The organism is Fluviicola sp. (genome assembly GCF_030151805.1).
Taxonomy (GTDB): Bacteria; Bacteroidota; Bacteroidia; order Flavobacteriales_D; family Crocinitomicaceae; genus Fluviicola.
Window position 1 is genome coordinate 1 of the sequence record NZ_JASLCN010000466.1, and the last position, 8,129, is coordinate 8,129.

The 8,129-nt window shown below is 42.5% G+C and carries 7 protein-coding genes; 3 read left to right on the top strand and 4 right to left on the bottom strand.

Annotated features, from left to right (window positions below; all coding sequences use genetic code 11):
- From Q1V93_RS17670 to Q1V93_RS17685, 4 genes are all read right to left on the bottom strand, one after another.
- The coding region (locus Q1V93_RS17670) for a SprB repeat-containing protein (RefSeq protein ID WP_300666493.1) at positions 1-1,033 on the bottom strand (1,033 nt) is incomplete at its 3' end.
- A gap of 110 nt (positions 1,034-1,143) precedes the next feature.
- On the bottom strand, positions 1,144-2,505 hold the full coding sequence (gene radA / locus Q1V93_RS17675; RefSeq protein ID WP_300666494.1) for a DNA repair protein RadA: 1,362 nt from the start codon (positions 2,503-2,505) through the stop codon (positions 1,144-1,146).
- A gap of 374 nt (positions 2,506-2,879) precedes the next feature.
- Positions 2,880-5,150, bottom strand: a complete 2,271-nt coding sequence (locus Q1V93_RS17680; RefSeq protein WP_300666495.1) for a T9SS type A sorting domain-containing protein — start codon at positions 5,148-5,150, stop codon at positions 2,880-2,882.
- 24 nt (positions 5,151-5,174) lie between these two features.
- Positions 5,175-5,822: a thioredoxin family protein gene (locus Q1V93_RS17685; protein WP_300666496.1), complete on the bottom strand. Its 648-nt coding sequence runs from the start codon at positions 5,820-5,822 to the stop codon at positions 5,175-5,177.
- A gap of 54 nt (positions 5,823-5,876) precedes the next feature.
- Between Q1V93_RS17685 and Q1V93_RS17690 the strand changes: the two genes are divergently transcribed.
- From Q1V93_RS17690 to Q1V93_RS17700, 3 genes are all read left to right on the top strand, one after another.
- Complete coding sequence (locus Q1V93_RS17690) at positions 5,877-7,088, top strand: hypothetical protein (protein ID WP_300666497.1); 1,212 nt, start codon at positions 5,877-5,879, stop codon at positions 7,086-7,088.
- Positions 7,085-7,702 (top strand): GTP-binding protein, encoded by a 618-nt coding sequence (locus Q1V93_RS17695; protein ID WP_300666498.1) that lies wholly within the window; start codon positions 7,085-7,087, stop codon positions 7,700-7,702. The genes Q1V93_RS17690 and Q1V93_RS17695 overlap by 4 nt, the downstream gene beginning before the upstream one ends.
- The coding region (locus Q1V93_RS17700) for a hypothetical protein (RefSeq protein ID WP_300666499.1) at positions 7,687-8,129 on the top strand (443 nt) is incomplete at its 3' end. The genes Q1V93_RS17695 and Q1V93_RS17700, both read left to right, overlap by 16 nt.

Sequence of the window (8,129 nt, forward strand, 5' to 3'; positions counted from 1 at the left end):
TGGCATCTGTTGCATAAACGGTATATGTTCCAGCTGATAAACCTGTTACAGCAGTTCCCGTGTGGCCTGAGCTCCAAACATAGTTTACAGGAGTTGTTAATCCCGATTGTGAAATGGTGATGCTTCCGTTCGTTTGACTGTGACAAACAACATCGGTTACATTGCTTGTGAGTGAAATTCCCACCGGGTCGATTGAAAAAGAAGCCGTGGTGGAACACTGGTTGGTGTCCGTATGATAATAAACGTATTGCCCTGCGGATAACCCACTGATCGTATTTAGCCCGATGATTCCGTTGGACCAGTTTTGATCCAGGGTCGGGGCTCCTCCAACGACTGTTGCGGTAGCCGTTCCGCTTGCTCCACCGCAAGTAGTTGGCGTTGTTGCGATAGTTACGGTCGGTGAAATGAAAAGTTCAATGGACAAGTATTCGTGTGCGTAGCAAATTCCATCGGTTGTGTAGCTGTAATTCATGTTTACGTAGTCATTGGATGTGTATCCCATTTCGATCACGTTGAACTCGCTGTTGACGTAAACGGATCCGTCATTGTCAAAAACACCACCGGCGGGGTTCACGAATTGATTCAAATCAACGGTTCCTTCACTGCTACAGATTTGCGGATCAATTGCAAGTGTAACGAGAGGTGTTTCTGCGACCGTAATTACAGGTAGTGTAATTGAAACATTATCTGTTCCGTCGCTAACCTGAAGTGTGATGACACAAGTTCCTGAAATGGTTGTTCCGAATTGAGAATAGAGATAGGTACTCAATGTTCCTGATGCGGAGCTGGTTCCTACGGAAAGTGAGTTGTCCGGAATCACCGCCTGATTCGATGAGCTCATGCTGAGAATGGTGATCAGATCGCCGTCAATATCCGTAATTTCTAAGGGAACGAAGAGCTGAACCTGACTGTCATCATTGGAACAGATCACTGGGTTGACAATCGTTTGAGATGAATTCAAAACGGGCGGCGTGTTTACAGCCAACGAGGTGAAACACAGCAAAATCATGCTTGCCATAGCCAATGTTCTCATTTGTAGCGTTTTAATTTAGAGAGCCAAAATTAACTAAACTATTGCAATTGAATGTATTGGAATAAGTAATTTCCAAGTTAGAATGTGTGGCTGACAAACTACGGGTTGTTTTATGCAAACAGTGCTTTTAAGACTTCGTCAATTCTTCCGCAGGGAATCAATTCTATTTTGAAGTTTGACTGCTCGATGCCTTTGTTGTATTTTGAGATGATGATCTTTTCAAAGCCTAGTTTTTCGGCTTCGCGAATGCGTTGATCAATGCGGTTTACGGGTCTGATTTCGCCGGATAAGCCCACTTCTGCAGAGCAACAAATTGAACGGTCGATCGCCAGGTCTGCGTTGCTTGACAAAACTGCCGCAACAACAGCCAGGTCAATTGCCGGATCGTCTACACGGATTCCGCCTGCAATATTGAGGAAAACGTCTTTAGCCCCGAGTTTGAAACCGCAGCGTTTTTCCATGACTGCCAAAAGCATATTTAATCTTCTCAGATCAAAACCGGTTGAGGAGCGTTGTGGCGTTCCGTAAGCTGCTGTACTCACCAATGCCTGAACTTCGATCAGTAATGGTCGTAATCCTTCAAGAGTAGCTGCAATGGCAGCTCCGCTCAGGCCGGTATCTCCGGAAGAAATTAAAATTTCCGACGGGTTTTCTACGGTTCTTAAGCCCGAGCCGTTCATTTCGTAAATTCCAAGCTCGTTGGTGCTTCCGAAACGGTTTTTAATTCCGCGAAGCAGGCGGTATACGTGATGCTGATCTCCTTCAAACTGCAGGACTGCATCAACCATGTGTTCCAATACTTTTGGTCCGGCAAGAGAACCTTCTTTGGTAATGTGCCCGATCAGGAATACCGGAACTTCTGTCATTTTAGCATAACGAAGTAATTGAGCGGTACATTCCCGGATTTGGGAAATACTTCCCGGAGCACTTTCAATCTGGGAGCTGAACAAGGTTTGAATGGAATCCACGATCAGTAATTCCGGACTTGTTTCTTCTGCTTGCTTGAAAATATTCTGAATGTTTGTTTCTGTGAGGATGAAGCAGGAATCATTTTTCTGCCCGATGCGTTCTGCCCGCATTTTAATCTGCTGCTCGCTTTCTTCTCCCGAAACATATAAAACCCGCAGGGAAGTCTGAACGGCTAATTGCAGCAAAAGAGTCGATTTCCCGATTCCCGGTTCACCTCCAAAAAGGATCAACGATCCTGGAACCAAACCGTCTCCCAAAACCCGGTTGATTTCACTGTCCGGCAACACAATTCTTCGTTGCCCGTTGGAAACAATTTCCTGTAAAACCTGTGCTTTGGCTGTTCTTCCGGATGAGGTCGAGAAGGCAATGACTTGTGGCAATTGTTTTTCAACCAGTTCTTCGACAAAGGTGTTCCATTCTCCGCATGAAGGGCATTTCCCCAGCCATTTCGGAGTTTCATAACCACAATTCTGACAGAAAAATGCTGTTTTGACCTTTGCCATTCGTTATTTTTTATTCGAAGTTAAAAAGAAAAAATGATAGAAAGGGGACAGAGCTTTTTGTTGGAACAGTTTCCCCCTTTGGAGGGGGATAAAGGGGGAGGACCAAACCCAATTTAATTATTTGAGAATAAATTTGTTCTCAAATTTGTGTAATTCTATCATTATGCCTCTGAATGAATCAAAATCTCAACAGCTAAATGAGTAAGGTGTTTTGAAAGAATAATCGGGAGAAAAGGTATTGAAAATCAATAAAATACAATGATCCTGTATTTTCCTCCCCCTCAATCCCCCTCCAAAGGGGGAGGATAAAAAACTCCGGGTAACAAAAAACCCTGACAATCATTGCCAGGGTTTTTCATCAAAGTTTTATCTGCTTATTTATGAACGATGAAGCTTTTTTGGGAAGTTCCTTCAGTGCTTGTCAATTGAATGAAGTACATTCCTTTCGCTAAGTTCGTTGCAGGAATTGAAATCGTGTTCGATTCCGATTGAAGCGTTTGAATGACCTGCCCTGCTGCATTCGTGATATGGATCGTTTTGATACCGCTTACAGGAGTTTCAATCGTTAAGTTTTCACTTACAGGATTCGGATATAGTTTCCAGGAAGCTGCAAATTCTTTCAAACTTGCCGTGGAAACACAGAATGGATCCGTTCGGGTGCTTCCGAAGTTCGCATTTGCTGTTGTCAATTGTGCAAGAACTGTATTGTCCGAATCTGTGATGGTGTAAGATCCATCCGCACAACCCCAGGATCCTTTCAAACCGTCTCCCCATGAATCATTGATGGTAAATTTGTAACAACCATCACTTAAACAGAAAGGAATGTTTAGTGTTGACGGGCTTGGAGTCATGGTATACGGTCCTCCGCTATAGTAAGTTGTTGTACCTGCATTGTTTTGTACTACCCATGAAATCTCATCACCGGAACAGTCCATTGTCAGGTTTAAAGTAACCAGGTTGCCGTTTGCTACAATAATGAATGAAGCAACTGTTGTATCATTCACCAGATTTTGATCTGTTGAACCGTTCGGGTTGGATACGATTGCTTTAAATGTATGATTACCACCTGCTAAACTTGTTGTTGGCAAAGTAACAACGCTTGATGCATATTGAGCCAGTGAACCTGTCCAGTTATAAACTAAACCGGTTGTTCCGTCGAATCCGTAATTGATTGTTGCTGAAGTCAAAACCGAAGTTCCGGAGTTAACGATAGTCACTTTCGGAGATACCGTTCCCGAACAAATTGTTCCGGAAACGCCTTGTGGATTAGACATTGCTGCATCAAGTGCTAGGGAAGAGGTTGGATACCCGTCGATAATGGTTGCTCCGGCATTGTTTGGGTCTAACCATGTTTTCAGATGATTCGTACTGTTACTTCCACTTGGATTCCAGGAATTTGTCAAACGACCGTAATAATCCGGGTTAGTCTGGTTTGCGCAGGAAGCTCCGCCGCCCCATAATTGTCCGATAATGCGGTGATTTTGATCAAACAAAGGAGATCCGGAAGAACCGCCTTCTGTTGTTGTGTTTCTGTCCCATTTCAACGTCCATGTAGAATTTGATTCCGTAGAGCTCATTCCCTGGGAAATAACCAATGGATTGTCGTCAAAAGAGATTTTTTTAATATCTCCGGCAGGATGGTGAATACTTACCGCAGATGTCGGAATAGTTCCCGTATTGTCCCATCCTGAGAAGTAAGGGTTATAACTTGCAGGAACGGTATTGTTTACAAGCCCTCCCGTAATTTCCACTAAACAAAAATCCGACGGAGTTCTTCTTGCGCGTAAAATGGCTCCGGAAAGTGACGAGAAAGTCGGTGAACTTCCGGGGCTCGCACATCCTGTTGCCTGCCAGTTAAAACGGAAAATCCAGCTTGCTTCACCTCCGCTGTAGCAATGGTTTGCAGTCAGGACGTATGGTTTTCCGTCATTCATTGTATTGTTGATCAAAGATCCGGAGCAAAACCCGTTACTTCCGGAAACAAGCATTACAACTCCGTTTCTTTGGTTTGCCCAGGGAGTTCCGTCCGGACAATTCACGTTCATATTGCATGATCCGGAACCGGCGAATGCTTTTGCAGCAAATTCTTCTGCGGTCCGGTAACCATGTGTTACGGTTTTGATATTTAACGATGCTGTTTTCCCAACATTTGCTGCAGGAACATAGTACTCCACAATGGCTGTATTTCCGGGAATCAACTCCGCTCCGAGGTTTCCTTCATACAAGTGATATGCCGTAAATTTTCCTAAAACGAACGACTTGTCCGGATTGTAGATATATAATTCGTTTCCTTCCGGAATAACCACTTTGTCGAGGGTAAGATTGACTGTCAAAGCGTTGTCACAGGTGACAACCAGTTGCCAGATTTTACCACCGTTCGGCAGTGTATTCCAGGTTCCGGAGTTGTTCATATTCAATGAAGCTGGATTGTTAAACCCGAAACGCCATGGAGCATTTCCGGTTTTATCCGTTACTTCATCTTCGGCTCTCAGGGCAGCAACATCCGGTTGTGAAAAGACACGTCTGTCAATTTGCTTGATTGAAACAGACGTTTTTGAACTTTTCGGAATGCCTCCGTCTCCTTGTTGTGCAACTAACGAAAAGGAGAGCGTTAGTAAGGCACATGCTAGTAGTTTTTTGTTCATTTGTTCGTTTTATTTTGGGAGAGTTTACTTTTTTACTCGTTTAATGCTGCAACCTCTTGGCGGAGTGGAGGTCGTTTTGATCTCCTTGTTGTTCGCTTTTGCTTCGATTGCATCCTTCAGGTAGTTCTCATCCGAAGTGCGTTTTCCATCCACCTTGTTGTCAATAGCTCCGGTATAAATCAATTCCATTTTCTCATTCAACAGATAAACATGCGGAGTAGTTCGTGCCCCGAATGCGTCTGCCAGTTCTGAATTTTTATCTATCAGGTAAGGCATGGAATATCCTTTTTCTGCAGCTCTTTTTTTCATGGCTTCAGGAGAATCGTCGCTGTCTCTTTTCGCCTCGTTGGAGTTGATTAAAACCATTTTGAAACCGTTTGCTTCAGCAAATTTTTTCAAGTCATTGTATTGTTTTTCCCATCCTTCGAAATGGTCACTTCCAATAACAAAAGGACAGGTGTTACAAGAGAAAACAACCAATAAACCGTTGGTTCCCGACATGGCTTCCAGGTTATATGTTTTTCCGTCCAGACTTTCCATTTGGTGCTGAATCATCGGAACGCGTTCGCCCAATGGAAGTGTTTTTATTTCAGGATCCTGAGAAAATGAAAGTGTAGAAATCAATAGTGATAATCCCGCAAGAGTGTTTTTAATTGTGTTTGTGAATGACATCATTTGGATGAAATAATATTACATTTATCTGCCAATTTACGCTTTATTCCTTATATGAAAAAATCTTTAAGTATTCTTTTTGTGCTTTTTAGCATTTCTATTTCGGCTCAAAATTTTGAAATTCCGGCACTTAAACAACCCTTCTATGACATCATCGAATGGAAAGGAATCGGTAGTATCGTTTTGAGCAGGGATCTTACTTTGACCCAGAAACAAGTAGATTTGACAATGGTTGCAGGAGATTCCAAGAGTGCCTGGCAACAGGTTTACAACCCCATGGCGAAGGAAACCTATTTCATTTCGGAAGACGGGGGAAAATATGCCTACTTTCTTGAAAACCTGGAGTTGAATGACGGGAAGGTTTTTATTCATCAACTCAGCGCTGCCGGGAATATCAAGGTGATGAATCTGAATTTCCTGATGCAGATCAAACGATTGGGTTTTAGTCCTGCCGATTTGTATCTGACAGATATCATCACCACTGAAAAAGCGCTTCTGTGGATGTTCAGACACAAAGACAAGGAAAAACTGACAACGGTTGCTGTTTCCATGACACATCACAACTTCAATTTATATGCTTTTGTTGTTTCTGAAAATGTGGTTAGCTCTTCCAAAATCGAAGACCAGATTTCCTGGTATGTTGCCGGTGAGAAAGGAGAAAATATTTTGTTTGCTGCCAGACTTCATGCCGGAAAAGAAGCGGGATGGAAAGTAAAGGAATACAACCCGAAAGGTGTGATGGTTTCGGAGCAGGTTCTGGAACAAAAGGGAACGAACTTTATTGCTCATGCACGTGTCGGATTCGGAAGAAGAGGAAGTGCTTTGCTGAAGCGAAGCGAACCGAACGAAAAAGGGACCCTGATTTATGCGAAAGGATCCTACTATGTTGGAGGAATTGAGATGAATGGTACAACGGCCAATTTAGTGAGTTACCGCATGGAAGAAAAAGTGTGGAAAAAGGCTTGTGAATCACCATGTGCAAATTTTAATGCGAAGAAAGATCTGGAAGTCGGCTGCTTCGGGATGAGTGAAGGAATCGGCTGGTATGTCAACTCTGCCAAGCCTGAAGGCCATTTTCACAGCTTTACTTCTGGTACCGGAATTGTGTCCGGAACTATTAATCAGGCAACTTCCAACCCAAGTCGTTTGCTTACTGCGGAATTTCCAAGTAAATTTGTCGCCGAATTGGATACAAAGTGGTTGATTTTTGATGTAAAACAACTACCGGCAAAAGGAAATATAACCTTCGAATACAGGGAAAAATGATAATTGGAATTTGTGGAGGGAGTGGATCAGGAAAAACTACTCTTTTAAAGCGTTTGGCGGCATTTTACGGGGAGCTTCAGCCGACGATTTTTTCAATGGATAACTATTATCTTTCAATAGATCAGCAATTTCTCGATGAAAACGGGGAAGTGAATTTTGATTTGCCGACAGCTTTGGATAAAGAGCGTTTGGTGCGTGATTTGCAGGATTTGAAGGACGGAAAGTCTATTGAAGTGAAGGAATATCATTTCAATGCTCCGCCAAATAAAAATATTTTGATTACCCTGGATCCCTCACCGATTATCATTGTGGAAGGATTGTTCTTGTTTCAGTATCAGGAAGTAAATAAATTGCTTGATTTTTCTATTTTTATGGATGTTGATCCGATGGTGCAGCTCGACAGAAGATTGTACCGCGATCAGGAAACAAGAGGCTATTCGAGAGAGGCGATTTTGTATCAATGGAATCATCATGTGGTTCCGTGCTATGAAAAATACCTTGCTCCATACGCTCATCTGGCTGATTTTGTGTTTGAGAACGATCAAAATGCAGATTTGGAATTTGAACGACTCATCCAGGTATTGACTCCGAAATTATTATGCTTAAAGGAATAATTCAATTTTTTGCAAAACGAGGATACGCACTGATTCTGAGTGCTTCTTTTTTGCTATTAATTGTTTTATTATTCAAATTCAATCAATCAAACAGAGATGAGATTGATCGGTTTCAGCAAATTTTCCTGGAGCAGCTAAATGCTGCAGAAAAACAATTGGATAAACTTCCGGGAGATTGGAAAAATCTGGATAAAAACGCATTTTCCAGAAAGTACAATTACCTCGAGCAAACGTTGTTTGTTCACGTTTACCAGGGAGATTCCATGATTTTTTGGAATACGAATAAATGTCCTGTTAACCGCTTTACCGATTTGCATTTTCCCGTTAACGGAATTGTTCAGCTTCAAAACGGATGGTATTATTCCATGTATCAAGAACAGGGAGATCTGATCTATGTAGTAACTTTCGGAATCAAACGGGTATTTCC